This is a genomic window from Kribbella sp. NPDC023855 (assembly GCF_040639475.1).
Lineage (GTDB): Bacteria > Actinomycetota > Actinomycetes > Propionibacteriales > Kribbellaceae > Kribbella.
Map to the genome: position 1 here is coordinate 657,255 of NZ_JBFAAA010000003.1, position 26,289 is coordinate 683,543.

General features: G+C 68.5%; 28 protein-coding genes and 1 pseudogene. 8 read left to right on the top strand and 21 right to left on the bottom strand.

Translation table 11 applies throughout. The features are described 5' to 3' along the window. Positions 1-150 precede the first annotated feature (150 nt). The gene (locus AB0F51_RS14015; protein ID WP_360279026.1) at positions 151-480 is read right to left on the bottom strand and encodes an Lsr2 family protein; all 330 of its coding nucleotides are present in this window, start codon (positions 478-480) and stop codon (positions 151-153) included. Between the two features lie 274 nt (positions 481-754). After that, positions 755-2,275, bottom strand: coding sequence for a lysine--tRNA ligase (gene lysS / locus AB0F51_RS14020; protein ID WP_360279029.1), 1,521 nt, complete (start codon positions 2,273-2,275; stop codon positions 755-757). Positions 2,276-2,423: 148 nt separating this feature from the next. Here lysS and AB0F51_RS14025 point away from each other — a divergent pair, with 148 nt between their 5' ends. Genes AB0F51_RS14025 through AB0F51_RS14035 form a run of 3 tightly spaced genes read left to right on the top strand, consistent with a single transcriptional unit; the run spans position 2,424 to position 4,449 of the window. Continuing rightward, positions 2,424-2,855 carry an NfeD family protein gene (locus tag AB0F51_RS14025; RefSeq protein ID WP_360279032.1) on the top strand — a complete coding sequence of 144 codons (432 nt, stop codon included), beginning with the start codon at positions 2,424-2,426 and terminating at the stop codon, positions 2,853-2,855. Between the two features lie 6 nt (positions 2,856-2,861). Further along, entirely contained in the window at positions 2,862-3,716 is an 855-nt protein-coding gene (locus tag AB0F51_RS14030; protein ID WP_360279035.1) for an SPFH domain-containing protein, read from the top strand. Positions 3,717-3,762: 46 nt separating this feature from the next. Next, complete coding sequence (locus tag AB0F51_RS14035) at positions 3,763-4,449, top strand: DedA family protein (protein ID WP_360279037.1); 687 nt, start codon at positions 3,763-3,765, stop codon at positions 4,447-4,449. On the opposite strand, the gene AB0F51_RS14040 is transcribed toward AB0F51_RS14035, so the two are convergent. Then, entirely contained in the window at positions 4,435-5,739 is a 1,305-nt protein-coding gene (locus tag AB0F51_RS14040) for a hypothetical protein (protein ID WP_360279040.1), read from the bottom strand. The genes AB0F51_RS14035 and AB0F51_RS14040 overlap by 15 nt on opposite strands. A gap of 84 nt (positions 5,740-5,823) precedes the next feature. Here AB0F51_RS14040 and AB0F51_RS14045 point away from each other — a divergent pair, with 84 nt between their 5' ends. Both AB0F51_RS14045 and AB0F51_RS14050 read left to right on the top strand, forming a co-directional pair. Continuing rightward, entirely contained in the window at positions 5,824-6,237 is a 414-nt protein-coding gene (locus tag AB0F51_RS14045) for a TIGR03668 family PPOX class F420-dependent oxidoreductase (RefSeq protein ID WP_360279043.1), read from the top strand. Positions 6,238-6,302: 65 nt separating this feature from the next. Beyond that, on the top strand, positions 6,303-6,863 hold the full coding sequence (locus AB0F51_RS14050; protein WP_360279046.1) for a carboxymuconolactone decarboxylase family protein: 561 nt from the start codon (positions 6,303-6,305) through the stop codon (positions 6,861-6,863). 6 nt (positions 6,864-6,869) lie between these two features. Here the strand turns inward: AB0F51_RS14050 and AB0F51_RS14055 are convergent, their stop codons facing one another. The 7 genes from AB0F51_RS14055 to AB0F51_RS14085 form a co-directional block, all read right to left on the bottom strand. After that, a complete protein-coding gene (locus AB0F51_RS14055) occupies positions 6,870-8,294 on the bottom strand; it encodes a multicopper oxidase family protein (RefSeq protein ID WP_360279048.1) in 1,425 nt (474 codons plus the stop codon). Next, positions 8,295-8,744 (bottom strand): DUF6220 domain-containing protein, encoded by a 450-nt coding sequence (locus AB0F51_RS14060; RefSeq protein WP_360279051.1) that lies wholly within the window; start codon positions 8,742-8,744, stop codon positions 8,295-8,297. Positions 8,745-8,903: 159 nt separating this feature from the next. Next, positions 8,904-9,662 carry a type III pantothenate kinase gene (locus tag AB0F51_RS14065; protein ID WP_360279054.1) on the bottom strand — a complete coding sequence of 253 codons (759 nt, stop codon included), beginning with the start codon at positions 9,660-9,662 and terminating at the stop codon, positions 8,904-8,906. Further along, positions 9,662-10,516, bottom strand: a complete 855-nt coding sequence (nadC, locus tag AB0F51_RS14070) for a carboxylating nicotinate-nucleotide diphosphorylase (RefSeq protein WP_360279057.1) — start codon at positions 10,514-10,516, stop codon at positions 9,662-9,664. The genes AB0F51_RS14065 and nadC overlap by 1 nt, the downstream gene beginning before the upstream one ends. A gap of 2 nt (positions 10,517-10,518) precedes the next feature. Continuing rightward, positions 10,519-12,177 (bottom strand): L-aspartate oxidase, encoded by a 1,659-nt coding sequence (locus AB0F51_RS14075; RefSeq protein WP_360279060.1) that lies wholly within the window; start codon positions 12,175-12,177, stop codon positions 10,519-10,521. Between the two features lie 22 nt (positions 12,178-12,199). Continuing rightward, complete coding sequence (panC, locus tag AB0F51_RS14080) at positions 12,200-13,027, bottom strand: pantoate--beta-alanine ligase (protein WP_360279063.1); 828 nt, start codon at positions 13,025-13,027, stop codon at positions 12,200-12,202. Beyond that, the gene (locus tag AB0F51_RS14085) at positions 13,024-13,881 is read right to left on the bottom strand and encodes a Rossmann-like and DUF2520 domain-containing protein (RefSeq protein WP_360279066.1); all 858 of its coding nucleotides are present in this window, start codon (positions 13,879-13,881) and stop codon (positions 13,024-13,026) included. Before AB0F51_RS14085 ends, panC begins: the two co-directional genes overlap by 4 nt. Before the next feature lie 535 nt (positions 13,882-14,416). Between AB0F51_RS14085 and AB0F51_RS14090 the strand changes: the two genes are divergently transcribed. Together AB0F51_RS14090 and AB0F51_RS14095 are read left to right on the top strand one after the other, a co-directional pair. Continuing rightward, positions 14,417-14,998 carry a 2'-5' RNA ligase family protein gene (locus AB0F51_RS14090; RefSeq protein ID WP_360279069.1) on the top strand — a complete coding sequence of 194 codons (582 nt, stop codon included), beginning with the start codon at positions 14,417-14,419 and terminating at the stop codon, positions 14,996-14,998. 30 nt (positions 14,999-15,028) lie between these two features. Then, positions 15,029-15,682 (top strand): annotated as a pseudogene (locus AB0F51_RS14095) (SAM-dependent methyltransferase); the annotation flags it as partial. Positions 15,683-15,780: 98 nt separating this feature from the next. Here AB0F51_RS14095 and AB0F51_RS14100 read toward each other — a convergent pair. Together AB0F51_RS14100 and AB0F51_RS14105 are read right to left on the bottom strand one after the other, a co-directional pair. Continuing rightward, positions 15,781-17,154 (bottom strand): PH domain-containing protein, encoded by a 1,374-nt coding sequence (locus AB0F51_RS14100; RefSeq protein ID WP_360279072.1) that lies wholly within the window; start codon positions 17,152-17,154, stop codon positions 15,781-15,783. Positions 17,155-17,261: 107 nt separating this feature from the next. Further along, positions 17,262-17,750, bottom strand: coding sequence for a PH domain-containing protein (locus AB0F51_RS14105; RefSeq protein WP_360279075.1), 489 nt, complete (start codon positions 17,748-17,750; stop codon positions 17,262-17,264). 26 nt (positions 17,751-17,776) lie between these two features. Between AB0F51_RS14105 and AB0F51_RS14110 the strand changes: the two genes are divergently transcribed. Then, positions 17,777-18,982, top strand: a complete 1,206-nt coding sequence (locus AB0F51_RS14110) for an NADH-quinone oxidoreductase subunit D (protein ID WP_360279078.1) — start codon at positions 17,777-17,779, stop codon at positions 18,980-18,982. 20 nt (positions 18,983-19,002) lie between these two features. On the opposite strand, the gene AB0F51_RS14115 is transcribed toward AB0F51_RS14110, so the two are convergent. The 9 genes from AB0F51_RS14115 to ftsH form a co-directional block, all read right to left on the bottom strand. Then, positions 19,003-19,443, bottom strand: coding sequence for a hypothetical protein (locus AB0F51_RS14115; protein WP_360279081.1), 441 nt, complete (start codon positions 19,441-19,443; stop codon positions 19,003-19,005). Between the two features lie 11 nt (positions 19,444-19,454). Next, entirely contained in the window at positions 19,455-19,973 is a 519-nt protein-coding gene (locus AB0F51_RS14120; protein WP_360279084.1) for a DUF3180 domain-containing protein, read from the bottom strand. 2 nt (positions 19,974-19,975) lie between these two features. Continuing rightward, entirely contained in the window at positions 19,976-20,542 is a 567-nt protein-coding gene (folK, locus tag AB0F51_RS14125; RefSeq protein WP_360279087.1) for a 2-amino-4-hydroxy-6-hydroxymethyldihydropteridine diphosphokinase, read from the bottom strand. Next, positions 20,539-20,943, bottom strand: a complete 405-nt coding sequence (gene folB, locus AB0F51_RS14130; protein WP_360279090.1) for a dihydroneopterin aldolase — start codon at positions 20,941-20,943, stop codon at positions 20,539-20,541. Before folB ends, folK begins: the two co-directional genes overlap by 4 nt. Continuing rightward, the gene (locus AB0F51_RS14135) at positions 20,940-21,404 is read right to left on the bottom strand and encodes a nuclear transport factor 2 family protein (RefSeq protein ID WP_360279092.1); all 465 of its coding nucleotides are present in this window, start codon (positions 21,402-21,404) and stop codon (positions 20,940-20,942) included. Before AB0F51_RS14135 ends, folB begins: the two co-directional genes overlap by 4 nt. Next, positions 21,401-22,198, bottom strand: a complete 798-nt coding sequence (gene folP / locus AB0F51_RS14140) for a dihydropteroate synthase (RefSeq protein ID WP_360279736.1) — start codon at positions 22,196-22,198, stop codon at positions 21,401-21,403. Before folP ends, AB0F51_RS14135 begins: the two co-directional genes overlap by 4 nt. Before the next feature lie 141 nt (positions 22,199-22,339). Continuing rightward, a complete protein-coding gene (locus tag AB0F51_RS14145; RefSeq protein ID WP_360279095.1) occupies positions 22,340-23,473 on the bottom strand; it encodes a S1 family peptidase in 1,134 nt (377 codons plus the stop codon). Positions 23,474-23,634: 161 nt separating this feature from the next. Next, entirely contained in the window at positions 23,635-24,207 is a 573-nt protein-coding gene (gene folE, locus AB0F51_RS14150; protein ID WP_360279098.1) for a GTP cyclohydrolase I FolE, read from the bottom strand. A gap of 13 nt (positions 24,208-24,220) precedes the next feature. Further along, complete coding sequence (gene ftsH / locus AB0F51_RS14155) at positions 24,221-26,251, bottom strand: ATP-dependent zinc metalloprotease FtsH (protein ID WP_360279100.1); 2,031 nt, start codon at positions 26,249-26,251, stop codon at positions 24,221-24,223. Positions 26,252-26,289: the final 38 nt, after the last annotated feature.

Genomic DNA, 26,289 nt, shown 5'->3' on the forward strand with positions numbered 1-26,289 from the left:
TGTTCGCCACCAGCGAATTCGTCCCTTTTGCTGCCCGGTCAGGCACCGACTCGCAGGCCGGCCCACCGAACCTGTCCACAGTGTGAAACGGCCGGAATGCGGACGGTCCCGGCACCTCAGAGGTACCGGGACCGACGCTTAGTCCAGGAATTACTTGGCGTCGTTGTACGCCGCGCGCACCTCGGCCGAGATCCGGCCGCGCTCGCTCACCTCGTAGCCGTTCTCCTTGGCCCATGCGCGGATGTCCGCGGAGTCGGTCGCCGACCGGCCCCGTCCACGCGTCCGGCCGGCGCCACCGCGGCGTCCGGAGACCCGGCGCCCCGCGCCGACGTACGCGGCCAGGGCGTCACGCAGCTTGGCGGCATTCTTCTTGGACAGATCGATCTCGTACGTCGAACCGTCCAGCCCGAAGGTCACGGTCTCGTCGGCCTTACCGCCGTCGAGATCGTCCTCGAGAACCACCTGAACCCTTTGCGCCATCGATGACAGTCCTTTCCGCGCCCGCCACCGGGCACAATCCCCCTGCCGAATAACTTGTTACTGATTTGTACAGCACAAACCGGTACCGTGTCATTCAACAGGCGGAATGGCCGGTAAAGATGTGACTAAAAACTCCGGTCTGTACCGGCGCCGCCATCCATCGTGACGATGGGTATTCATCGTGCTCACCGACCGGATCGCATAACTTTCGGACCCGGGAATGGATTTGGCCGTTGGTTGTGCTATGCAACGGCTCCCGGGCCCGATTTAGTGGCTACTCCGGACGCAGCAGCGGGAACAGAATCGTCTCCCGGATCCCGGCCCCGGTGAACAACATGACCAACCGGTCCAGGCCCATCCCCATCCCACCGGCCGGCGGCATGCCGAACTCCATCGCGCGCAGGAAGTCCTCGTCCAGTTCCATCGCCTCGGGATCGCCGGCCGCGGCCAGCAACGACTGTGTCTCCAGGCGATCGCGCTGGATCACCGGGTCGTTCAGCTCGGAGTACCCGGTGCCGAGCTCGACCCCGTTGATGATCAGGTCCCACGCCTCGACCAGGCCCGGAATTTCGCGGTGCGGCTTGGCCAGCGGCCGCACCGACTCCGGATAGTCCCGCACATAGGTCGGCTGGATCAGCGTGTGCTCGACCAGCTTCTCGTAGATCTCCAACGCGATCTCACCGGCATTCCAGCCTGGTTGCAGGTCGATCTCGTGCTGCTCGGCGATCTTCGTCAGCCGGGTCGCGTCGGTGGTCGCGTCGACGGTCTCCCCGACCGCTTCGGAGACCAGTTCGAATAGCGTCGCGTGCCGCCACGGCTGGTCCAGATCGATCTGCGAACCGTCGCGGGCAGTGACCACACTCTTGCCGACCGCGCGGGCCGCGTTCCGGATCAGCTCCTCGGTCACTTCGGCGATGGAATCGTAATCGCCGTAGGCCTGATAGGACTCGATCATCGAGAATTCCGCCGCATGGGTCGAGTCGAGTCCCTCGTTGCGGAAGGTCCGGCCGATCTCGAAGACCCGGTCGACGCCGCCGATCATCGCCCGCTTGAGATCCAGCTCGAGCGCGATCCGCAGCTTCATCTCCTGGTCGAAGGCGTTCAGGTGGGTGCTGAACGGCCGGGCCGCGGCGCCGCCGTTGGTCAGCTGCAGGACCGGCGTCTCCACCTCGATGAAGCCGTGCCCGTCGAAGGTCGAGCGCAGCGACTTCAGCACGGCCGCCTTGGTGCGGACCATCTCGCGGGCCTCGGCGCGCACGATCAGGTCGACGTACCGGAGCCGGACGCGGGCCTCCTCGTTGAGCGGCTTGTGCTCGTTCGGCAGCGGCCGGAGCGTCTTGGCCGCCATCTGCCAGCCGGTCGCCTGCACGGACAGCTCACCGCGGCGACTCGTCACCACCTCGCCCTGGACGGACAGCAGGTCGCCGATGTCCACCAGCGCCTTGAACCGGGCCAGCTCCTCCTCGCCGACGTCCGCCAGCGACAGCATCACCTGCAGCTCGGTCCCGTCGCCCTCGCGCAGCCGGACGAAGCAGAGCTTGCCGGTGTTGCGCAGGAAGATCACCCGGCCGGCCACCGCGACCTGCTCACCGGTCTTGGTGTCCGGCTCCAGCTCCTGCCCGTCGTACTTCGCCCGCAGGTCCTTCAGCAGGTGCGTCCGCGGCACCGAGATCGGGTAGGGCTGCACCCCCTCGGCCAGCAGCCGGTCACGCTTGTCCCGGCGTACCCGGATCTGCTCAGGCAGGTCGTCCTGCCCGCTGTCGGGCGTTACCGGGTTCTCACGTGAGTCAGTCATAGCTCAAAGGCTAGTGACTCCCCGCCCAGACCAACGAATCCATTGTCCACACCCCAGCCGGGAAGAAAGCCCGAACTGTTAGGTCCGCGACCGTGGTTGCGGGGGTACCGTCGAGGCAAGAGGTAGTTCCGCCGGTGCAGGTGATCGCATGCAGACCTGGCTTCTGTGGTTGAGTATCGCGGCCGTGCTCGGGATCGCCGAGTTGATGACGGCCACTCTCGACCTGCTGTTGCTCGCTCTGGCCGGCCTGGCGGCCGGTGGGGTGGCCGCGCTCGGGCTGGGCGTGGGGCTGCAACTGCTGGCCTTCGCGGTCACCGCGGCGGCACTGATCGTCCTGGTCAGGCCGGTGGCCCGGCGGCACCTGACGGCGTACCCGCAGCTGCGGAGCGGTGTGGCCGCGCTGGTCGGGCGTGAGGCCGTCGTCCTGAGTGTGGTCGGGCGGGAGCCCGGACGCGTCCGGATCGGCGGCGAGGAGTGGACCGCGCGGTCCTACGATCCCGACCTGCTGATCCCGGCCGGGACCACTGTCGACGTCTTCGCGATCGAGGGCGCGACGGCCCTCGTCCATCCCCGGGAGTGAGTAGTCATGGCCGAGCTGATCGTGGGGCTGATCGTGGCTCTGCTGGCCGTCGTTCTGGTACTGCGGACCGTGCGGATCGTGCCGCAGGCCAGAGCCAGCAACGTGGAACGGCTCGGCCGCTACCTGCGCACGCTCGAGCCGGGCCTCAACATCGTCATCCCGTTCATCGACCGGCCCCGGGCCCTGATCGACCTGCGCGAACAGGTGGTCTCGTTCGAGCCCCGGTCGGTGATCACCGAGGACAACCTGGTGGTCGACATCGACACCGTGCTCTACTTCCAGGTCACCGATCCGCGCGCGGCGGCGTACGAGATCTTCAACTACATCCAGGCGATCGAGCAGCTGACCGTCACCACCCTGCGCAACGTGATCGGCAGCATGGACCTGGAGAAGACGCTGACGTCGCGCGAGCACATCAACTCCCAGCTGCGCGGCGTCCTCGACGAGGCGTCGGGCAAGTGGGGGATCCGGGTCAACCGGGTCGAGCTGAAGGCGATCGACCCGCCGCCGTCGATCAAGGAGTCGATGGAGAAGCAGATGCGCGCGGACCGGGAGAAGCGGGCCGCGATCCTGGCCGCCGAGGGCCAGCGGCAGGCGCGGATCCTGACCGCGGAGGGTGACCGGCAGGCCGCGATCCTGCGTGCCGAGGGCCAGGCGAAGGCGATCGACACCGTCTTCGAGGCGATCCACCGCAACGATCCGGACCCGAAACTGCTGGCCTACCAGTACCTGCAGATGCTGCCCGAGCTGGCCAAGGGCCCGGGCAACACGTTCTGGGTGATCCCGTCCGAGGTCACCTCGGCGCTGCAGAACGTGACGAAGGCGTTCAACGGGGCAAACCCTGAAATTCCCCCGGAATAGCTCCCGCGTCAGGTAATCAGTTGCCTCCCGGTGCCAGGATGGGGGCATGGGGGAACTCACGATGCACGCGCTGGCGATCACGATCCCGACCGGCGGCGTGGCGATCGCCGCGTACCTGGTGGTCGGTCTGGTGATCGGGGTCGAGTCGATGGGCGTGCCGCTGCCCGGGGAGACGACGCTGATCGCCGCGGCGCTGCTGGCCTCGCAGGGGCAGCTGAACGTGGCGTTCGTGATCGGTGCGGCCGCGGCCGGCGCGATCATCGGCGACTCGATCGGCTACTACATCGGCCGCAAGGCGGGCCGGGGACTGTTCGAGCGGCTCGGCCGGCGGTTCCACCACTTCTCCGAGGAGCGGATCGAGAAGGCGGAGAAGTACTTCCACAAGTACGGCGTCTGGACGGTCTTCTTCGGCCGGTTCGTCGCGTTGCTGCGGATCTTCGCCGGCCCGATGGCGGGCATGCTGCGGATGAACTATCCCCGCTTCCTGGCCGCCAACGCGACCGGCGGCATCGCCTGGGCGACCACGATCGGCCTGGTCGCCTACCAGGTCGGCGACAACGCGGACAAGATCTTCGGCCAGCTGTCGATCTGGGCGCTGGTCGCGATCGCGGTGGGCCTCGGCACGGCGTACGTGGTCTACAAGGTCCGCAAGCGGCGCAATCCGGAGCAGGCCGCGCCGTCGGACGCAGTACCGGCCGGTCTCGGGAACGCCGTGGAGTCAGCGGACGCTTAGCGACAGGTTCTTGGAGACCCGGCCGAGCAGCGGCCGGCCCAGCATCGTCGCGTTGGGGATCACGAACCGGTAGACGTAGATGCCCGGCTTGGCCAGCTTGAACGCGAACGCGGCCTGGCCCTTGCGCATCGGGAGCGCCTTGACGCCCACCCACTTCCTGGCCTGCCGGTTCCACGCTTGCAGGTAGACGGTGGTGTTCATGGCCGGCTGGACCACCAGGACCGCGGTGATGGTCTCGCCGCGCTTCTTCATCGCACCGCCGACGAAACCGGTGGACACCGGCCGTACGACGGTCTGCATCAGTTGCGGCCGGCTGGTCGACCGGATCGCGGCCGTGCCGACCTGGCTGTAGCCGGGCATCAGCACCTTGTACGGCCGGCTCGCACCGGCCGCGATCGGGATGTCGTAGTGCCCACCCGCCGTGGTCTTGCCGCGGGCAGCCGGTGTCCAGCGCGCGCCCGGCGTCAGTTGGGTCAGCACCACCAGCGGCAGCCCGGCCGACGTGGACCGTTGCTGCACGCAACTACCCTCGTCGGCGCAGATGACCTCCTGCAGGATCGTCCGGCCCCGGATCCGGACCGGCACCCCGTACTGCGTCAGAGCGGGGACCGTCGCACCGGTCGAGCTGACCCGGGCCGAGAGCTGCCCGCCGATCGCGGTGGACCACTCGTTCTGAGCCCGCAACTGGAACAGGTACGGCGGCTTCAGGCTCTTGATCACCTGCCGCGTCGATGTCGTCGCCGGCCCGGCCGCGCGCAGCGGCTGCCCAGGACGGCCGACCACCGGGACGTAGCTCTGGCTGGCGCCGGTCACGTCCAGCGGGTCGTTGGGGCTGAAGTCCTGCGGCTGCGGCGGCACGGTCCAGCGCACCAACACGTCCCGCCTGCCTACCGGAGTCGCCGTCGCGCCATTGGGCCGCACGGGTCCCTCGGTGTCGAAGACCGGCGAACTCGCGAGCTTGCTGGACATGCCCTCGGTCGACGTACCGACACCGACGGAGACCTTGTAGGTGCCGTCCGGCGGGAACTCCGAGGCCGGGATCTTCCAGGTGTTGGGCTCGCTCGCCGGCAGGAACTTCACGTACGTCGGACTGGTGCTCAGCACGCCTTCGATGGTGATCCGGTTCGGAGCGTCGGAGTCCTTCCAGCTGACCCGGACCTCCTGGCGGGTGCTGTCGGCCCAAGCAACCGTCACGTTGGTCGGCGTCGGGTCCGCCGTACAGGACGTCAGCACAGCCGCGCCCAGGCCGGCCGCGAGAGCGGCCGACAAGACGTTGCGCAACCTCACCATCTCGCCTCACCCGAACTCTTGGAGGGACACCGGCGTAGACGATACCCAGCGGGTCCGGCCCGCCCGGGCAGTAGGGTCACCAGCGTGCGACTCACCGAGGACGCCTGCCGCAAACGCCTCGCCGCGGCCGATCACGCCTACCTGGCCAGTATCACTCCGGGCGACGAACTTCGGCCCCATCTTGTCCCAATCGTTTTCGCGATCACCGGTGACGAACTGGTGATCGCGGTCGACCAGAAGCCGAAGGCAACCACCGACCTGCAGCGGCTGCGCAACCTGGCCGCCAACCCGCACGTCGCGGTCCTCTGCGACCGGTACGACGCCGACTGGCGGCAGCTGTGGTGGGTCCGGGTCGACGGCACCGCGCGGGTGGACCCGGAGCACCCGGCCGCAATCTCGTTGCTCGCGGCAAAGTATCCGCAGTACGTGCTCGATCCGCCGCGCGGCCCGGTCATCACGGTCACCGTCGAGCGCTGGACCGGCTGGTCGTTCAGCTGATCTCGACCGATCAGCCGATCGGTGAGACGCTGCGAAGAGGAGCATCTCACCACGGGGGGGACACCATGGCATTCATCAGTACGCCGGAACCGTCGGGCGACTACCTGGACGCGAACCGGTCGGAGGCCGGCCACGTGCCGAACTTCGCCATCACCTTCTCCGCGCGGCCGGCCGTCTTCGAGGCCTGGAAGCAGCTGAACGGCGCGATCAAGGCGAACATGGACCTGCGCCGGTACGAGCTGGCGACCGTGGCCGCGGCGACCGCGCTCAAGTCGAGCTACTGCAGCCTCGCCCACGGGCAGGTGCTGGCCGACAACTTCTTCTCCGACGCCGAAGTGGCGGCGCTGGTGGACAAGCCGGCGAGCGACCCGGTCGACGAGGCGGTGATGGCCTTCGCCCGCAAGGTCGCGCTCGCCGCGGACTCCGTCACCGCAGCGGACGTCGACCAGTTGCGCGCCCTCGGCCTGTCCGACGAGGACGTCCTCGACGTCACGCTCGCGGCCGCGGCCCGGGCCTTCTTCTCCAAGACCCTCGACGGCACCGGCACCAGGCCCGACGCGATCTACCACAACCTGTCTCCTCAGATGAAGGAGGCGCTCACGGTCGGCCGCCCGATCGACGACTGACGGCGACTACTCCGGTTGGTTGTGAGTGGCGCCGTCCAGGTGGAACGGAGTACTGATTCCGTCGTACATCAGATGGGTGACCAGGCCCTGGGCGGCGTGCGGGAGGTTGTGGCAGTGGTCCATCCAGATGCCTGGATTGTCGGCCACGAAGGCGATCTCGTAGCTCTCGTCGTCCTCGACGTTGAGCGAGTCGGTCCACCAGGGACTGCCACTGGCCGCTACTCCGTTGCGACTCAGCACCACGACATGATGACCGTGCAGGTGCATCGGGTGGACCTGGCCCGACGTGTTCCGCACGGTCATCCGCACCACATTGCCTTCAGCAACCATGAAGACCGGTACGCCGGGGAACTGGTGACCGTTGATCGTCCACCACAGGCCGGGCTTCCCGTCGAAGAAGCCGGGTCGGCGGCCGATCCGGTACTCGAAGTTCCGATCCGCCTTCGACGGGTCGAACGGCAGCGCGGCCGGCTTCCCGTAGCTCAGCAGGTCGACCCGTTGCGCCGGCTCGGGCCCGGCCGGCGCATCCCCCTCGCCGATCACCAGCGTCGTCGGTCCGCCACCCAGGCCGATCCGGACAGCCCTGCCCGAGGTGGTGATCTCCAAGTCAATGCGGCCGCCCGCCGTCACCAGTACTGACTTTCCCTCGACAGGAGTCGGCGCGTTCACCGCAGTACCGTCTACTGCGACCACTCGATACCCGGCGCCGTCTACCCAGGCCGCCATCGGTCCGTTGTCCGTGTTGATCAGCCGTAGCCGCACAGTGGGCTTCCCAGCCACCCGACGTTCGCCGTACCCGCCGTTGACCGTTCTGACCTTGTCGTAGGTGTGTACTGCGGCCACCACGTCCGTAGTACCGGGTGTGATGACCAGTACGCCGTACAGGCCCTTCTTCACCTGCTCGTGCGACAACTGGTGTGAGTGGTACCAGTAGGTGCCCGCGTCGACCGCCACGAACCGATAGGTGAAGGTCTGGCCCGGCAGCACCGCATCCTGCGTCACCCCGGCGACTCCGTCCTCAGCAGCCGGTACGTCGACGCCGTGCCAGTGCAGGGTCATCCCGTCGGGCACCGACTCGTTGACCAGCGTCACCTCGACCAGCTCGCCCTGTTTCGCGGTGATCTGGGGACCGGGCGACGTGTGGTTGAGCGTGTAGCCCTCCATCGACCCGCGGCCCGGGATCTCGAAACGTTCCTTACGCGCTACCAGTCGCACCGACACATCGGGGGCCCGATCGGCGGCAGCCTTGAGTTCCGCCAGGCTGCGGTGATGGTGCCCGGCCGCCATCGACGGCCCGCCACCGTAGTCGGCGTACCCCATGTCCATCGCCGACAGGCCGTCCGGCACCAGGCTCTGCGACCAGAACCAGCCGATCGGAGCAAGCACCACCAACGTGGCCGCCAGGGCGACCAGGGTGCGGCGACTCGGCATCTAGACGGCCGGCGGCTGAGTGACTGCCTCCGTGTCGACCACGGCCGACGGCTGAGCCTCGGCCGCACGCCGGCCGGCCATCCCGGCAACCGCGAGCAGAGCCAGCGCGTTGAGCCCGTGCAGCGCTCCGATGGCGGGGACGCCGAAGCCGCCGAAAGCCAGCGCGATCTGCAGGGCGACCAGGCCGAAGATGATCGCCGCCCACTTCACCCCGCCGGCGATGCGGGCGAAGAAGGACACGATCAGCAGCACGATGGCCAGCAGCGGGATCACCATCATGCCGACCATGCCGTGGGTGACCTGGCCGAAGTTGAAATCGGAGTTCTTGTCGAACACCGCGCCCTCGTCCACGTCCTTCAGCACCATGAACCAGCCGAGCGCGACACTCATGGCCTGGACGACCACACCGAGCGCGATGAGCAGGGCCAGTACGCGATAAGTCGATCTCATGATCCTCCCCCGGACCGCGACCCACGACGCTGCGACCACAGGGATCACCCTGTGGTCCCGGGCCTCCCCGCCCGGGGGCCGCTCACCTCATCGTGATCCTGTGACGCGCTGTGCGCAAGATCCCAGAATCGAGCGCCCTGGGCGTACGGAGAGTGACCGTCAGTGGTTGCGGGTGAAAGCCTGGTCCAGACCCTGCAACGTGAGGAACGGCTCGTGGTGCTGGATCTGGCTCGACTCACCGACCACCAGCGGCGCCAACGCACCCGTCGCGACCACGGTGACGTGCTCGAAACCCTGCTCGGCGATGATCCGCGTGATCAGTCCGTCGACCAGGGCGGCGAAGCCGAAGATCGCGCCGGACTGCAGCGCCTCGACGGTGTTCTTGGCGACCACCGCCCGCGGGCGCAGCAGCTCCACCCGCCGCAACTGGGCCGCTTCCACGCCGAGCGCGTCGACGGCGGTCTCGATGCCGGGTGCGATCGCGCCGCCGATGAAGGCTCCGTTCGCGTTCACGACGTCCACCGTGGTCGCCGTACCGAAGTCGGCGACGATGCAGGGGGCGCCGTACCGGTTGACGGCCGCGAGCGCGTTGGCGATCCGATCGGTGCCCACCTCGCGGGGGTTGTCGACCAGGACCGGCAAGCCGGTCTTCACGCCCGGCTCGACGACGACACTCGGCACGTCCTGGTAGTACCGCGCGACGACCTCGCGCAGCTCGTGCAGGACATGCGGTACTGCGGAACACAGCGCGATCCCCGACACCTCGGACTCCCCCGCCAGCAGTCCCTCGAGCAGGACGGCCCATTCGTCCGCAGTACGGCGTGGATCCGTCCCCACCGACCAGTGCCGCTTGACCGTGCCCTCGAAGATCAGGCCGACCAGCGTTCTGGTGTTCTCAACGGCGACGGCGAGCAGCATCAGGCGGCCTGGAGATCCATCGCGATGTCGAGCACGGGTGCGGAGTGGGTGAGCGCACCGACGGCGAGGTAGTTCACGCCGGTCTCGGCGACCTCGCGGGCCGCGTCGAGAGTGAGTCCACCGGAGGCTTCCAGCCGGGCGCGGCCGGCCACCTTCTCGACGGCCTCCCGCAGCTGCGGGACCGGCATGTTGTCGAGCAGGATCAGCTCGGCGCCGGAGTCGACCGCGATCAGGGCGTCCTCGACCGAGTCCACCTCGACCTCGACCGACAGGTCCGGATAGGCCTTGCGGACCAGCCCGAACGCCTCGGCGACACCGCCGGCGGCGATCACGTGGTTGTCCTTGATCAGGGCGGCGTCGGACAACGCCATCCGGTGGTTCTGGCCGCCACCGCAGCGCACGGCGTACTTCTCCAGTGACCGCAGCAACGGCATGGTCTTGCGAGTGTCCCGGATGACCGCCCCGGTGCCGTCGACGGCTGCGACCCAGCGGCTGGTCAGCGTCGCCACGCCGGACAGGTGACAGAGCAGGTTGAGCGCAGTGCGCTCCGCAGTGAGCAACTGCCGGGTCTTGCCACGGACGGTCATCAACACCGCGCCCGTCGTGACCTTGGCCCCGTCCGTGACGGAGTGCTCGATCTCGACCTCGTCCTTGCCCGCGATCAGCCGAATCACCAGTTCGGCGATCTCCAGGCCGGCCACGACGCCGTCGGCCCGGGCCACGAACTCCGCGACCGAGACGTGCTCCTCGTCGACCGTGGCCGTGGTGGTGACGTCGACGCCACCGGCCAGGTCCTCCTCGATGGTGGCCCGGACGAGGTCCTCGACCCACTGCCTGTCGAGCGTGTCATCCATTGCTAGTTCCCCTCAGGTGGTGCTTGAGCCACGAACGTCGCGGCGGGCCGTGCCGAATCATCCTCGGCCGGCAGTGTCAGGTCCAGACTGCCTGACCAGTGCTGGTCGTCGCGATCCGGGTGGTCCTCCCGCCAGTGCGAGCCGCGGCTCTCCTCGCGAGTGGCTGCCGCCGCGATCAACGCGGAGGCGACCGTGGCCAGGTTCGTTGCCTCCCAGTCAGGCGTTCCGGGCTGCTCGGCCGGTTGCTCGATCAGCTTGGCGAGTCTGTCACCCGCCTCCGACAGTCCACGCTCACTGCGGATCACCCCGGCACCTACGGTCATCACTCGCTGCAACTCCGGTACTACGTCCTCGTCCACCAGCCCCGGCACCCGATGGTCGACAGCCGGCTCGCGGAGCTCCGGCAACCGCTCGGCCAGCGAAGCCGCGATCCGGCGGGCGAAGACGAGGCCCTCCAGAAGCGAGTTGGAAGCGAGCCGGTTCGCACCGTGCACTCCGGTGCAGGCGACCTCACCACAGGCGTACAAGCCGGGCACCGACGTCTGGCCGTGCAGGTCGGTCCAGACGCCACCGGACGAGTAGTGACAGGCCGGTGCGACCGGGATCAGCTCGTGCACCGGATCGATACCGTGCGAACGGCAGGACGCCAGGATGGTCGGGAAGCGGACCCGCCACTTCTCGTCGCCGAAACTGCGGGCGTCCAGCAACATATGATCCTTGCCTGAGGCAAGCATCTGGCGCATGATCGCCTTCGCCACCACGTCGCGCGGCGCCAGGTCGGCCAGCTCGTGCTGACCCTGCATGAACCGTTTGCCCTCGTGGTCGACCAGGAACGCGCCCTCACCCCGAACAGCCTCGGACACCAACGGCTGCTGGCCTTTCGCGCCCTTGCCGAGCCAGAGCACGGTCGGGTGGAACTGGACGAACTCGAGATCGCGCACCTTCGCGCCGGCCCGCAACGCGAGCGCCATCCCGTCACCGGTCGAGACACTCGGGTTGGTCGTCGCGGCGTACAGCTGGCCGAGTCCGCCGGAGGCGAGGATGACCGCGCGGCTGCGGATCGCGCCGACGCCGTCGAGCTGCCCCTCGCCCATCACGTGCAGCGTGACGCCGGCGACCGCGCCGTCGTCGGCGAGCAGGAGGTCGAGCACCAGCGCGTGCTCGATGATCCGGATGTCCGGCGCGCGCTTCACCGCGGCGACCAGGGCCCGCTCGATCTCCGCGCCGGTGGCGTCGCCGCCCGCGTGGGCGATCCGGTTGCGGTGGTGGCCGCCCTCGCGGGTCAGCGACAGGTCTCCCCCGGCGCCGGTGTCGAAGACCGCTCCGAGCTCGATCAGCTCCCGTACTGCGTCCGGCCCTTCTGTCACCAGCACCCGGACGGCCTCAGGGTCTGACAACCCCGCCCCGGCGACCAGGGTGTCCTTCAAGTGGTCCTCGGGCGAGTCCTCCGGGCTGAGCGCCGCGGCGATCCCGCCCTGGGCCCACTGGGTCGACCCGGAAGCGAGCACATCCTTCGTCACCACCAGCACTGAACCGAGCTCACGAGCCCTCAGGGCGGCCGTCAGCCCCGCGATCCCCGAGCCGACCACCACCACGTCAACCGTCTCGGTCCAACCAGGCTCAGGCGCAGTCAACCGCTGCGGTACAGCAGGTGCAGTCATTCCGCGACGGTATCAATCGATCTCAGCGCAGCGTGATGGAAATGTTGTCAATGAGACGAGTACTACCTACTCGGGCGGCGATCAGCATCCGCGCCTCGCCCGGGCCGATGACCGGGCCGAGGTCGGGCGCCCGTAGCGCCAGATAGTCGATCTGCACCGACGGAACGGCTTCCAGCTCGGCATGAGCAGCAGCCAGTACGGCGTCCGGTCCGTTCATCCCTGCCTTCGCTCCGGCCGTCAACGCGCGGTAGAGAACCAGCGCCTCGTCACGCTCGGTCTCGTCCAGGTACCGATTGCGTGAGGACAGCGCGAGACCGTCGGGCTCGCGCACGGTCTGGACCGGCACGATGTCGACGTCCATGTCGAGATCGCAGACCATCTCACGGATCAGCGTCAGTTGCTGGTAGTCCTTCTCACCGAACAGCGCCAGGTCGGGCGCGGTCAGGTGCAGCATCTTCGTCACCACCGTGAGCACACCGGCGAAATGCCCGGGCCGGACCATGCCCTCCAGCTCGTCGGCCAGCGGGCCGGGATGCACGGTGATCGACGGCTCGTTCGGGTAGAGCTCGTCGCGGGACGGGTTGAAGACCAGGTCGACACCCTCGTTCTTGGCGATCGCCAGGTCGCTGGCCAGCGTGCGCGGATAGCGGTCGAAGTCCTCGGTCGGCCCGAACTGCAAGGGATTCACGAAGATCGTCAGCACCACGCTGCCCTCCGGCCCGACCCGCTCGCGTGCCTCGGCGAGCAACGCCGCATGGCCCTCGTGCAGGGCTCCCATCGTCATCACGACGGCCCGTGGCCGGATCGCCGCGGCCGCCCGCAGCTCGGCCTTCGTCTGGGTGAGTCTCACCGTGGTGCCTCCCCTGCTCGATCCTGCTCAAGCACCTCTGCTGCCAGTACTTCGGAGAACCGCTCGGCCGTACTGCGATCCAGCCGGCCGTCCGCCGCTGCCAGGTCCACCGTCGCCCGGGCCAGCTCGGCGTACGTGCTCGCGGTGCGCCCTCGCAGTACGGACAGATGGGCTGCCACCGTGTCGACGTCGCCGCGCGCTATCGGCCCGGTGAGCGCATCATGACCGGACCGCAGCGTGTTGTCGAGAGTTGCGGTCAGCAACGGGCGCAGTGTTGCCGCTGGGTCGCTGACACCGGCTTCTCGCAGTACTGCGAACGCCTGGGCGAGCAGGGTGGTCAGGTGGTTCGCGCCATGCACCAGACCTGCGTGGTACTGCGCACGGCGGTTCTCCGCGACCCATTGCACGTCAGCCCCGAGTGCCTTCGCCAGCCGCTCCACCATTGGTTTGGCGTGGTCAGGAGCCGTTGCGGTGAAGGTGATGCCGCTGAGGTCCGGCTGGTCGCCCGTGAACGTCATCGGAGGGTGCAGCGCCACTGGGGTCGCGGCTGTTGGTCGTAGTACGGACAAGCCGTAGGCACCGGACAGGTGGACGACGTACTGCTCCGCTGTCAGGGGGAGGCGGCCGGCGACCTCTCTGATCGCGCTGTCCGGTACTGCGACCAGCACCACGTCGGCGCGGGCCGTCACCTCGGGAGGCGACAGGATCGGGACGTCCGGGAGCAGTCTCGCGGCGCGGTCGAGCGACGCCTGCGAGCGCGCGGTGACGCCGGTGACGGGATGCCCGGCAGACGCCAAGGCTGCTCCCAAGGCGCTCCCGGCCCGGCCGGAGCCGATGATGCCGATACGTTCCATGTCCACTCTCTACGTTCCAGTCCCCGTTCGGGGTACCAGACGATTGACGCGGTCCCCCACAGCGTAGTGCCGAACCCTCCACCCACCCCACCCCCAAACCTCCCCCACCAGTGTGAGAGCCAGCACCCTCGCCCCCACCACCCCCAACCACACCTCCAACGCCGCAACCACCCGCCACCACCCCGCCCGCAAGCACCCGCTATCGCCCCGGGCACTCACCCCACTTCCCCGAGCGAAGCGAGGTGCAGTAGCCCAGCCCAGAGCGGGGCATCGCAGCCCCCGGGCCCCTTGCCCCGACCGTCGTGAGCGGAGCGAGGCACAGCCCAGGTCGAGCGGCGCACGGCGCTTCGCCTACCGCCACGAGCCTTGGCTCGCTCACCCCGAGCGAAGCGAGGTGCAGTTGCCCGCCGCTCCGAGCGGGCGAGCGCGCTGAAGCCCGTGCCCCCCACGCCATCCCCCACCACCCTTGAGCCCTGCACGGATTGCCCCGGGGTGTTTTGGTTGAAGGTTGTCTTGGTGGTGGGACTATGGGCCGGTGAGTGGACATGGTGATGCGTGGGCGGCGCAGACTGGGCGGACGGCGATCTTGATCGCGGTGCCGGAGTTGACGGAGTTCACCGATCGGTGGCGCTCCGTGTCCTTCTCCTCGTACCGGCCGACTGCGGCTCTCACCGAGCTGGTCCCGCCGCACGTGACTGTGCTCGTGCCATGGCTGCGGGAGCCCAAGCCGGAGGACGTCCAGCGGCTGGAGGACGCCGTCGCGGACCTCGAACCCTTCGAGCTGACCTTCTCCACGGCCGGCCAGTTCCCGAACGGCACCGCCTGGCTGCGTCCCGAGCCCTTCGACCAGGTCCGCGACCTGATCGCGACCGTGCTCGCCGCCTTCCCCGAGTGCCCGCCGTACGGCGGTGAGTTCCCCGACCCACACCCGCACCTGACCATCGCGTCTTCAGCCCAAGGCAGCCCGGCCCTGGTCGCCGAGGCTCAGGCGGCGCTGGCGGCCGAGAAGATCCCCAGCATCCTTCTCGACGACCTGACCATCTGGCGCGAGGGCGACGACGGCGTCTGGCAACTCACCGGCGCCGTCGCCATCGGCGGCGACCCCGAACTGAGGTAGCGGTCAGACTCTGTGGCGACTGACGGACAGATGACATTGCGGCAGGCCTGGGACGAGGCTCTCTACGGACCGTCAGGCTTCTACCGCCGCGAACGACCGGCAGCGCACTTCCGTACTTCGGTGCACGCCTCGCCGCTGTTCGCCACCGCCGTGGCGCGCCTGGCGCAGGCACTGGAGGTCACCCAGGTCACCGACATCGCCGCCGGCGAAGGAGAGCTGGGCCGGGTACTCCGCCCGCTCGGGCTCGACGTCACCGACATCGAGCTGGACGACGAGTTGCCGGCTGAGCTCAACGGGCTGGTGATCGCCAACGAGTGGCTGGACAACGTGCCTTGCGAGGTGGTCGAGCTCGACCCGGCCGGCCAGGCCCGTTATGTGCTGGCCGACCAGACCCTCGTTGATGTTGTCAAAGGCAACGACCTTGTGTGGCTCGACACCTGGTGGCCGCTGACGGAGCCGGGCGATCGGGCGGAGATCGGGCTCGCCCGGGACCAGGCGTGGGCGGACGTCGTCACTCGCCTGTCGGACGGTCTGGCGGTTGCGATCGACTACGGGCACCTGCGAGCCGGCAGGCCGCCGTACGGGACTCTGACTGGGTTCAGGGGCGGCAGGGAGTGTGAGGTGGCTCTGGACGGCTCCTGTGACGTCACTGCGCATGTAGCGCTGGACTCACTGGCTGCTGCCGTCTCTGGTCAGCTCACGACGCAGCGGGACGCACTGCGGGCACTGGGCATCTCGGCCGAGCGCCCTAGCCAGGAGCTGGCTAGAGCGGAGCCGCTGCGCTACTTGGCCGAGCTGTCGTCTGCAGGAGAGGCGGCCGAGCTGCTGAACCCGTCAGGGCTCGGCGGGTTCGGCTGGGTCTGGGCAGGCACCGAGTCCGCAGTACGACGTGCCTCGCGTGCTCTGTTGGCTTGAGCCTCTACTAGCGCCGCGGCCTCTACCTGGTCCCGGTGAAGCGCGATGGCGTCAGTCGGACCCTGTGGGGTGTCCACATGGACGTTGGCCACGCCCAGGCGGCGCTGGATCGGTCCCTGGTGCAGGCGGACCGACTGCGTCTTGTGGTGGAGCACGATCGACGTACGGCGGCTCACCCAGCCGCGGGTGGTCACCAGCACCTGTCCGTCGAAGCCATACGACAGGTAGCGCCAGCCGACCGGCCGCAGCCACTTCACTCGCTCCGGCGCCTGGTGCATCTCGATGGCCGACAGATCGAGGCCGGGCAGCACTCTCGCGAGCACACCCGCTACCTCCTGGCGCTCACCGACCGGAAGCAGCTGGGCTCCTTCGTTCTCGTCTTCACCATCCGCCTTGGAGCCAGCCACGCCGGCGATGTCCAGGTCGACCCGAGACCAGCCGAGCAGCCGCCAGATCAACGGCTCGGTGATCAGCAGGCCCTGCACCCGACCCGGCGGCACTGTCTGTCGTTGTACGTCGAACAGCCCCCGCTTGGTGCGCAGTCCTTCGTGCGTCTCCGACAAGGTGAAGCCGTGGTTGCCGACGACCTGCTTCCAGATGGGCTGCACGACACCCAGCAGCAGCGGCAGACCGGCGAACAGACCGACGTGGAACTCCAGCACCGTGGTGGCAACGATCAACCAGATCAGGCCGGCCGCACTACCGAGCACTGTCGACGACAACAACGTTGCACCGAGCAACCGAGTCGTCGGGACCACCAGCAGCGGTTGAGGATCGATCTCCGACGACGGCTGGTGCTGGACGGCGTGCTCGCCCTTGGCCCTGAAGAGCAGGGTCGCCCGCAGCTTCTGCGCTTCGTCGTACGTGAAGTAACTCAGCCGGCCATCGCTCTTGCCGCCACCCGCGACGTCCATCCGCAGCTCGGCCATGCCGAACAGCCGGGCCACGAACGGCTGGGCCACGTCGATCGCCTGGATCCGGTCGAACCTGATGATCCGGGTCCGGCGGTACAGGAACCCGCTGTCGACCCGGACCGCGTCCTCGGTCAGCTGCCACTTGGTGAACCACCAGAACAGCGCGCCGAGCAGGATCCCGCCGAGTAGTACGCCGACCAGGCCGATGCCGGCGATCTTGAGGTTGCTCCGCAGACCCTCGTTGTTGGCCATCGCGAACGCCGCGACGACGAAGTACCCCCAGCCCTTCACGAAAGGCGTCAGCGGGTGCAGCCGGGCACCGGTCACCGGCTCCTGAATCGGTGGCGGCAGGAGCTGCGGTCCTGGTTGCGGCGGGTGCTGTGGCTGGGGTTGGGGCTGGGGCTGTTGCGCCTCGGACGGCGCTGACGGCTCGGTCACAGGCCCCACGCCTGTGCCTGGCCGAGAGCCGACAGGCGGTCGCGGAGCCTGGCCGCCTCGTCCGGGTGCAGCCCGGGGATCTTCGCATCGGTGGCCGGAGTGGCAGTGTGCAGCTCGACCGTCGCCAGCCCGAACGACCGCTCCAGCGGCCCGGCGGCCACATCCACGAACTGCATCCGCCCGTACGGGACCACCACCAACTGGCGGAACATGATGCCGTGGCTGACGAGCAGCTCGTCCTCGCGCTCGGCGTACTTCCACGACTGCTGGTTGCGCCCGATCAGGACCCACGACCAGGCGAACCCGAGCCCGGTGAGCAGCAGGAACAGGACGCCGTACAGCCAGTTCAGCAGCAGCCCCAGCGGCAGCAGCCCGGCGATCGCCAGCAGGCCGAACGTGATGGCGGCGTTCAGCCTGCGCACGGTCGCCAGCTTCGGCGAAACCGGCGTCCAGCTGACATCGGCAGGAGCAAAGAGGTCGTCCACGACACCAGCCTGTCACGATAGGGGTTATGAGTGTGGAACGAGTTGTCGGTATCGGGGCGGGCGCGGCTGGGTTCGACCCGGCGTTCGAGCGGGGTGGGACGGCTGTGGGGTCCGAGCTGCCCACCACCGACATGGTGCTCAACATCGGGCCGCAGCACCCCGCGACGCACGGCGTACTGCGGCTGCGGCTGACCCTGGACGGTGAGCGGATCGTCGCCTGCGAGCCGATCGTCGGCTACATGCACCGGGGCGCGGAGAAGCTGTTCGAGGTGCGCGACTACCGCCAGATCATCGTGCTGGCGAACCGGCACGACTGGCTGTCCGCGTTCTCCAACGAGCTCGGCGTGGTGCTCGCCGTCGAGCAGATGATGGGCCTGGAGGTCCCGGTCCGCGCAGTCTGGCTGCGCACGCTGCTGACCGAGCTGAACCGGATCCTGAACCACCTGATGTTCCTCGGCTCCTACCCGCTCGAGCTCGGCGCGATCACGCCGGTCTTCTACGCGTTCCGCGAGCGCGAGACGATCCAGGCGGTGATGGAGGAGCTGTCCGGCGGCCGGATGCACTACATGTTCAACCGGGTCGGCGGGCTGAAGGAAGACCTCCCGTACGGCTGGCTGGACCGCGCAGGAGCCGCCTCGACCGCCGTACGGCGACGGCTGCCCGATATCGAGAACCTTGTCCTGGGCAACGAGATCTTCCGGGCCCGGACGGTCGGAATCGGCAAGCTCTCACCGGAACTGATCGCGGCGTACGGCGTCTCCGGCCCGATTGCCCGGGCCTCCGGAGTCGACGCAGACCTCCGCCGCGACGAGCCGTACCTCGCCTACGAGCAACTCGCCCGCGACGGCGTACTGCGCGTCGTCACCCGCACCGACGGCGACTGCTTCGCCCGCTTCTCCGTCCTGCTCGAGCAGGTGAAGGTTTCGCTCGACCTGGTCGACGCCTGCCTGGACCACCTGCGCACGCTCCCGGCCGGCCCGGTCAACGTCCGCCTTCCCAAGATCCTCAAGGTCCCCGAGGGCCAGACCTACACCTGGACCGAGAACCCCCTGGGCATCAACGGCTACTACCTCGTCTCCCGGGGCGACAAAACCCCCTGGCGGCTGAAACTCCGCTCGGCCAGCTTCAACAATATCTCGGTGCTCCCCGAAATGCTCCCCAACACGATCGTCGCCGACATGATTGCCATCCTCGGCAGCATGTTCTTCGTGGTCGGCGACATCGACAAGTAGCCGCGGCACCGTCGTACAGCTCAGGAGGCGGCGAGGCCCCGGAGTTTGAGGTCGACGACGGTCGGGGCGTCGGCCTGGGAGTGCTTGTCGCCGGCGGCCACCACGGTGGCGACTTCCTCGTCGATCTTGTCCAGGCGCTCGTCGATCTTGTCGAGGCGGCGCTGCATCAGGTCGACGAACTCGGCGTTCTCGACGACGCGCGCGCTGGTGATGCGGGAGTACTCCTGGGCCACCTGGGCGCGTTCGTCACTGTGCGCGAGGCGTTCGATCAGGAGCTGGTGGCGGGTCAGGGCCGAGGAGCCGATCGCGACAGCGACCGCGGCGACGGCGGCCGCGCGCAGGATCCACTGGTTCTGGGAGAACAGCGAAATACTCACGGCCAGGCAGATCAGGACGAGCAGCACGTTGGCGACCACGAGAACTGTGGCCCTGGTTCGACGGCGGCTACCCCTTGACCCCATGGACCGACATGTTAGGGGGTGTCTTCGGGGTCATCGGGGATGCGACACGCCCGTTCGAGCAGCAATCCGGCCGTGACGACCAGCACAGAGATCAGCGCCGCAGCACCGGCGTTGATCACACGGTTACGCGGTCCGGTGGCACTGACCGCGCCCAGGAAGGATAACGCGAACCCTGCGTAAACGCCGGTGCACAACGCGCCGACGAATGCGCTGGCTTTTCCGATCAGCAACAGGAACACCGCGCGGGACGGCTCGACCCGTTCCCGCCGGACCTGGATCCGCTGGTGGGTGTTGCGGGCCGCGGCGAACAGCAGCGCGGCGAGGAAGCCCCAGGCGACCAGGGTGAGCCAGGACACCATCGGCGCGACCCCGCCGCCGGACTCGATCGCCTTCACCATGGTCCAGCCGATCGCCGCCCCGAGGACGACGATCGCGACCAGGAGCCGTCGTGAGGTCGGCCGGACCGACCCGGGGCGCGGCGGCTCCTTGCCGGCCCCTGGTGCCCGGCCCGGACCGGTCCCGCCTGACACCACTACTGCAGCTCGATGGTGAGCTCGTCGAGCCGCTTCACGCCCTCGGTACCGATCTTGGCGAGCAACTCCGCGACCGGGCCGACACCGGGCAGGACCGCGTCGGGCTCGATGTCCAGCCAGGGCGCCAGCACGAAGGCGCGCTCGTGCGCCCGCGGGTGCGGCACGGTCAGCTCCTCGGACTCGATCGTCTTCTTGCCGTAGGTGATCAGGTCGACGTCGAGCGTCCGCGGCGCTCCCGGCACGCTGCGCTCCCGGCCGAACGCCTGCTCGACCGCGTGCGCGCGGTCCAGCAAGGTGTCGACCGACAGGGTGGTGTCGGCGAGCAGGACGATGTTCAGGTACGGCCCGGACTCGTCCGGGCCACCGATCGGCGCGGTCTCGTAGATCGGCGAGACGTCCACGACGACCACGTCGGGGGTGTCCCGCAACGCGTCGACGCCACCTTGCAGGTTGGCTTCGCGGTCGCCGAGATTACTGCCGAGCGACAGAATCACCTGCCGGATCGGCTTGAGGCCACCACTGAGGGTGTCCGCGTCGATGACGTGGGGACTTGGGGTCTCGGTCACGAGGATTCTCCGGCTCTGCGCTGCACGGTCAGGACAACGTCGTCAAACGGCACCGTGATCGGCGCCGAGGGTTTGTGGATGGTCACCGCGGTGCCCGTCACCCGCCGGTCGGCGAGGCACAGGTCCGCGATCCGTTGTGCCAGTGTCTCAATCAGGTCCACCGGGTCGCTCTCGATGGCCGCGTGCACCTGTTCGGCCACCAGCCCGTAGTTCACGGTGTCGGCCAGCTGGTCGGAGGCCGCCGCCGGACGGGTGTCCAGCTCGAGCCGCACGTCCACGACGAACTCCTGCCCGTCGGTCCGCTCGTGCTCGAACACTCCGTGCCGCCCGAATCCCCGGATGCCACGGATCTCGATCACGTCCGGAGGCCGCAGCTCAGGGGACAGTCCGGGACCGCTCACTCTGCCTCCTCCGGTCGACCCCCAGACGACAGTACCGGGGAGGCATGGTGGATCCACAACCGCCAGCCGGAAGTCGTCTTGCGGAAGACGTTGGTGGCCAGCGCCTTGCCACCGGCGAATCCCTCCTCGGGGGCACCCTCACCCGACGACAGGACATTCTCCGTACACGTGACGTAGGCCACGTCTTCATCCACTCTTACCTGCACGTCGGTCAGGAAGAACTGGATGTAGGGGGTGTTGGCGAAGATCATCGCCCACGCCCGCATCATCTCGGCGTACCCGTAGATCGCCGCGTTGCCCGGATGGATGCAGACCGGATCGGGTTCCGGCAGCCAGACCGCCGCCATCAGGTCCAGGTCGCCCGCCTCGAACGCGTTGTAGAACGCGGTGTTCGCATTCAGCACCACGGTCTCCGCCGACGCACCCGTACCCCGTCGCGTACCGCCCGGCTCTTCGGTCATACCGCTCCCCACCGGCGCGCAACCCGTACCGCGTCCGCACTCGGTGCCACCGCGTGGGCCCGGACACACCAGGCGCCGGTCGCGGCGGCGAGGGCGGAAACGGCAGCGCTGGCGTCGTCTCGTCGTACGGCCGGTCTCGGCTCGCCGGACTCCTCGTCGGCGAGCAGCCTACCCAGGAACGCCTTCCGCGAGGCACCGATCAGCAACGGCCTTTCCAGTACTGCGAACTCCCGCAGCCGCCGCAGCACCTCCCAGTTGTGGTCGGCGTTCTTCGCGAACCCCAGCCCCGGGTCGAGCACGACCCGATTCAGGTCTACTCCGGCCGCGCTGATCGCCTCCAGCCGGGCAGCCAGTTCGGCGATCACCTCGGCCACCACATCGTCGTACTGCGCCCGCTGCTGCATGTCCGCGGAGTGCCCCCGCCAGTGCATGCACACGTACGGCGTACCGCGGTCGGCCACCAGCCCGAGCATCTCCGGGTCGGCCAGGCCGCCGGACACGTCGTTGACCATCACCGCACCGGCGTCCAGCGCGAGAGCGGCGACATCGGCGCGCATCGTGTCGATCGAGATCAGCGCGCCCTCGGCGGCCAGCGTCTCGATCACCGGCAGGACCCGGCGGATCTCCTCGGCGGGCGCCGGCCGCTCGGCGCCGGGCCGGGTGGACTCACCACCGACGTCGAGCAGGTCGGCGCCTTCGGCCAGCAACTCGCGGCCGTGCTTGATCGCGGCCGACGGCTCGAACCACTCACCGCCGTCGGAGAAGGAGTCCGGGGTCACGTTGACGACCCCCATCACCAGACAGCGATCCGGTCCGGGCAGGCCTTCGACATGATTCGGTGGGGCAGTTCGCACCCGACCACCGTAGTGGCCGCGCCTGAACTGCCCCACCTAGGTACCAGGCCCCCATCGACTCCGGGCTCCCGCCCGGGGCCGCTAACCCAGTACCAGCGAGGCGCCGCTAGCGGACAGCGCCTCACCGATCGGTTGCGAGTACGACTCGTTGGCCTGCCCATGCTTGTCCAGACACTGCCCACTGATCAAGGCCGCGCCGCTGGTGATTCCCTGCGCGTAGTCGCCGGTCACGTTGGCGCCACCGGAGTCACCGGACTCGACACAGGCGGTGTGCTGGAAGAGACCGCGCACGACCCGGTTGTTGCCGTAGTTCACGGTCACGTTGCGGGCCACGATCTTGCCGCAGGTCCAGCCGGTGCTCTTGCCGGACTTGCACAGCTCCGCTCCGACCATGTCATCGGCCGTGCCGCGGATCATCACGTCGGAGGCACCCCAGCGCTCGACCCGGCCCTGCTGGTCCCAGCCCTCGATCACGCTGACCGTGCCGAAGTCGTTGCCGGGGAAGCTGGAGCTGCGCGTGTTGCCGATGATGTAGCCGTTCCGGGAGAAGGACGGCCTGCCCGCCGTACAGTGCCCGGCCGTGAGGAAGATCCGGCCGCCGTCGCTGGTCCGGGCGTTGAAGCCCAGTGAGCAGGTGTAGCCGGTGTTCTTGTCGACCTGGTAGCCACCGAGCAGCCCGAACGACTCGTCGGTGGTGGTGACGGTGCCCCGCGAGCGGCGCAGTGTCACTTTGTCGCCGTTGGCCAGCGCCTTGCGCAGGAACCGCTGGGTGATCGGGTCCTTGGTGCCGCTGGGGGCTGTGACGACGACGGTGCCGCTGATCGGGTCGACGTACCAGGACCGGACCCGGCCGGCGCTCGAGCTGGTGGCGATGTCGTCGAGCTGCGACTTGACCGCGAGCAGCTGCTCGAGGGTGTAGCGGACCAGCTTGGGGATCGCGCCGGCCTGCCGGACGACGTTGGCCGTCGCCTGGTCGGACACCGAGACGACGAGGGACCCGGCGTCGTCGAGATAGCTGCCGACGGCTCGGGAGCCGAGCTTGCCTTCGAGCGTCTGTGCCTGGTCCTGGACCTGCAGCAACTGCTGATCGGCCGCGGGCAGCTTGGCCGTTGCGACCTCGCCGTCCGCCTGGGCGCCGTTCGCCGCGACCAGTCCGGCAGCCGTCAGTACGACGATCCCGGTGAGTGCGGCGCCGACCCGAAAACGCCCTGACATACCTTCCTCCTCACGCCGGCGCCCTGCATTCGAGGCAGAACGCCACTACGGACCGTAGGCGCTCGGACACGGAATGTCCATGGGTAACAGCTTCGGAAGTTCAACGAGCGCGGGCCCGCCGGGGCTACGGCGTACCAGCGAAAGAGCGGAAGACGCGCAGGTCAGCCGACGATCAGGCTCATCGCCTCGGCCCGGGTGACCGGGTTGCGGAGCTGGCCACGGACCGCCGAAGTGATCGTCTTGGCGCCCGGTTTCCGGACGCCGCGCATCGTCATGCACAGGTGCTCGCACTCGATCACGACGATCACACCGCGCGGTTTCAGCAGCTCGACCAGGGACTCGGCGACCTGGGTGGTGAGCCGCTCCTGCACCTGCGGGCGCTTGGCGTAGACGTCGACCAGCCGAGCCAGCTTCGACAGCCCGGTGATCCGGCCGTCCGTGCCCGGGATGTAGCCGACGTGGGCCACCCCGGTGAACGGGACCAGGTGGTGTTCACACATCGACCAGACCTCGATGTCCTTCACCAGGATCAGCTCGTCGTGGCTGAGCTCGAACGTGGTGGTGAGGACGTCTTCGGGGGTCTGCCCCAGCCCGGCCGTGATCTCGGCGTACGAGCGCGCGACCCTGGCGGGGGTTTCCTTCAGACCTTCACGATCAGGGTCCTCGCCGATCGCGATCAGCAGCTCCCGGACCGCGGCTTCGGCTCGGGCGTGATCGAACCTCGGCGAGGTCACAGGTGGTCCGGGCTCACTCGGCGGGCGGGGTCGGACCGCCGCCGTAGTTCGGGCCCTTGGCGGCCTCGTCCGGACCGACCGACCCACCGGGGATCACGTCGGACAGCGAACCGTTCTGCTCACCGCGGCTGGGCAGCGGCTTCACCGGCGGCTGCTGGGACGGCACCCGGGTCGAGGACCCGGTCCAGGCCGGCCGCAGTTCACGCTTCTGGATCGGCGTGAAGATGCGGGCGATCTCGCCCTTGTCCAGGGTTTCCTTCTCCAGCAGCTCCTCGACCAGGTGGTCCAGCACCGCGCGGTTCTCGGCCAGGATGTCGAAGGCCTCCTGGTGCGCGTTCAGGATCAGCTTGCCGACCTCCTCGTCGACCGCCGCGGCGATCTCCTCGGAGTAGTTGCGCTGGCTGCCCAGGTCACGGCCCAGGAACGGCTCACCGGAGTCCTGGCCGAACTTGATCGCGCCGAGCCGCTCGGTCATCCCGTACTGCGTGACCATCGCGCGGGCCAGGGCGGTCGCCTTCTCGATGTCGTTGCTGGCACCCGTGGTCGGGTCGTGGAACACCATCTCCTCGGCGGCGCGGCCACCGAGCATGTAGGCCAGCTTGTCGAGCATCTCCGAGCGGGTGGTCGAGTACTTGTCCTCGTCCGGCAGCACCATCGTGTAGCCCAGCGCGCGGCCACGCGGCAGGATCGTCACCTTGTGCACCGGGTCGGAGTGCGGCAGCGCCGCGGCGACCAGGGCGTGCCCGCCCTCGTGGTACGCCGTCAGCACCTTCTCCTTGTCCGACATCAGCCGGGTCCGGCGCTGCGGACCGGCGATCACGCGGTCGATCGCCTCGTCGAGCGCGTGCTTGTCGATCTGGCTCTTGTTCAGCCGGGCGGTCAGCAGGGCCGCCTCGTTCAGCACGTTGGCCAGGTCGGCACCGGTGAAGCCCGGTGTCCGGCGCGCGACCGCGGTCAGGTCGACGTCCTCGGCCATCGGCTTGCCCCGGGCGTGCACCTTCAGGATCTTGTCGCGGCCGGGCAGGTCCGGCGCGTCGACCGGGATCTGCCGGTCGAAGCGGCCCGGCCGCAGCAGGGCCGGGTCGAGCACGTCGGGACGGTTGGTCGCGGCGATCAGGATCACGCCGCCGCGGACGTCGAAGCCGTCCATCTCGACCAGCAGCTGGTTCAGCGTCTGCTCGCGCTCGTCGTGGCCACCGCCCAGACCCGCGCCACGGTGCCGGCCGACGGCGTCGATCTCGTCGATGAAGATGATCGCGGGCGCGTTGGTCTTGGCCTGCTCGAACAGGTCGCGGACCCGGGAGGCACCGACACCGACGAACATCTCGACGAAGTCCGAACCGGAGATCGAGTAGAACGGCACCCCGGCCTCACCGGCGACCGCACGGGCCAGCAGCGTCTTACCGGTACCGGGCTGGCCGTAGAGCAGGACGCCCTTGGGGATCTTCGCCCCGACCGCCTGGAACTTGCCCGGCTCCTGCAGGAACTCCTTGATCTCGCCGAGTTCCTCGATCGCCTCGTCGGCCCCGGCCACGTCCGCGAAGGTGGTCTTCGGGGTGTCCTTGGTGACCAGCTTGGCCTTCGACTTGGCGAAGCTCATCACCCGCGAGCCGCCACCCTGCATCGAGTTCATCAAGAAGATGAACACCACCGCGATCAGCAGGAACGGGATCAGCGTCGAGAAGACCTGGCCGATGAAGCTCGGCTTGGGGTTCTCCACGTCGTACTTCTCGATCTTGCCGTCCTGGAACAGCTTCTGCAGGTCACCGCCCAGGGCGTTGGCCTGGCCGTCGACCCAGTGCGCCCGGACCTTGGTCCCGTCGGTCTTCTCGACCCGGATCTCCTGGTCGGGGTCGATCAGCGTGACCGCCTTGATCGACTTCTCGTTCGACGAGGTGGCCTGCGTGATCAGCTGCACCACCTTGCCGGTGGGCTCGGTCTTGTACCCGGTCGAGCCGGTCAGGAGCTGTCCGATCACCAGCACGCCCACGAAGGCCATGAGGATCCAGAAAATAGGTCCGCGGAAGAAGCGCTTCACGTCCATGATCAGGGCTGGCGCCCCGTCCCTCCTAGCTCAGCAGG